The organism is Streptomyces turgidiscabies Car8, from assembly GCF_000331005.1.
GTDB lineage: Bacteria > Actinomycetota > Actinomycetes > Streptomycetales > Streptomycetaceae > Streptomyces > Streptomyces turgidiscabies.
In genome coordinates, this window is sequence record NZ_AEJB01000458.1 from 1 (window position 1) to 1781 (window position 1781).

Genomic DNA, 1781 nt, shown 5'->3' on the forward strand with positions numbered 1-1781 from the left:
TCTCCAGTCCCGGTGGGACACGCACGCCGGGGCGCCCAGCGTCACCGGCGGCTACGGCCCGATGCACCTCACGGACGCCCGGACCGCCCTCGCCGGCGCCCCGCATCACAGCGAGGGCACGGAGGACGCGCGCGGCGACAGTGCCCGGCCCGCCCTGCACCCGACCACAGAGGTGCCGACGCAGGCCGAACTCCCGGCCCGCCTCAGGACGTTGACGAAGGCAGCCGAACTCACCGGCCTGCCCGCGAAGCAGCTGCGCACCGACCCCGCCGCCAACCTGGCCGGCGGCGCGGCGCTCCTGGCCGCCGCCCAGCGGGACCTGGCCGAGCCGCTGAGCGCCGACCCGGCTGACTGGTACGGGGCGGTGGCCCGCTTCTCCGGCGCCGACGACACCGCGACGGCTGCCGCGTACGCCGACGACGTGTACGACGTCCTGCGCACCGGCGAGCGGCGCACGACCGACGAGGGGCAGCTCGTCACCCTCGCAGCCCGTCCCGAACTGGCCCCCGACACCGCCCAGTTGCGGCGGACCGGGCTGCGGAAGGGGTCCGCGGCGGGCACCGAGTGCCCGGTGACGGTGTCCTGCGAGTGGGTTCCTGCGCCGTACGAGGAGTTCGGCGAGGGCGACTACGGCAACCACGACCTGGGCGACCGCCCTGCCTCGCAGAGCATCCGGTACATCGTCGTCCATGACACCGAGGGCGCCTGGGACGGCGTACTGAACATGGTCCAGGACCCGACGTACGTGTCCTGGAACTACACGCTGCGCTCGACGGACGGGCACATCGCGCAGCACGTGAAGGCGAAGGACGTGGCCTGGCACGCGGGCAACTGGTACATCAACTCCAAGTCGATCGGTCTTGAGCACGAGGGCTTCCTGGCGAATCCGGACGCCTGGTACACGGAGTCGATGTACCGGGCGTCGGCCCGGCTGGTGACGTATCTGGCGGACAGGTACGGCATCCCGCTGGACCGGCAGCACATCCTCGGCCACGACACCGTGCCCGGTCCGACGACCTCGACCGTCTCGGGTATGCACACGGACCCGGGCCCGTACTGGGACTGGCGGCACTACTTCACGCTGCTGGGCCGCCCCTTCGAGCGCGCGGGGCACCTGCGGGGCGACAGCGCGGTGGTGACCATCCGGCCGGACTACGCGTCGAACCGGCCGACGTACACGGGCTGCACCACGTCGGGTCAGACGTGCGCGTCGCACGGCTCGAGCGAGGTGCGGCTGTACTCGCAGCCGGACACCTCGTCGGCGCTGGTCAAGGACATCGGGACGAACCCCCCGGGTGGTGTCTCGTCGATCGACGTCAACGACGTCGGGGCACGGGCGTCCACCGGCCAGCAGTACGCCGTCGCGGAGCGCAGGGGTGACTGGACGGCGATCTGGTACCTCGGCCAGAAGGCCTGGTTCCAGAACCCCGCCGCGAACCCGACGGCGGTGAGTGCCGTCGGCGCCCTCGTGACTCCGAAGGACGGTCTCTCCGAGATCCCGGTCTACGGAAGGGCGTACCCGGAGGCCTCGGCGTATCCGGCGGGCGTGCCCGTCCAGGCGGTCTCGCCGCTGTCGTACAAGCTGCCCGCGGGCCAGAAGTACGTGGCCGGGGAGAAGGTGCCGGGCGAGTACGACTACGCCGTCACCTTCGACACCGCCTCGCACCGGGTCGTGGTCGGCAAGGACCAGTACTACGAGATCCAGTTCGGCCACCGGGTGGCGTTCGTCCGGGCGGCGGACGTACGGCTCACTCTTTCCTGAGCCGCCGACGACAGAGGTG

General features: G+C 71.6%; 1 protein-coding gene. It reads left to right on the forward strand.

Annotated elements, in window-relative coordinates; genetic code table 11:
- Positions 1-1762, forward strand: a 1762-nt coding sequence (locus STRTUCAR8_RS33205; RefSeq protein ID WP_006380606.1) for an N-acetylmuramoyl-L-alanine amidase, incomplete at its 5' end; no start/stop codon positions are given.
- Positions 1763-1781 lie beyond the last annotated feature (19 nt).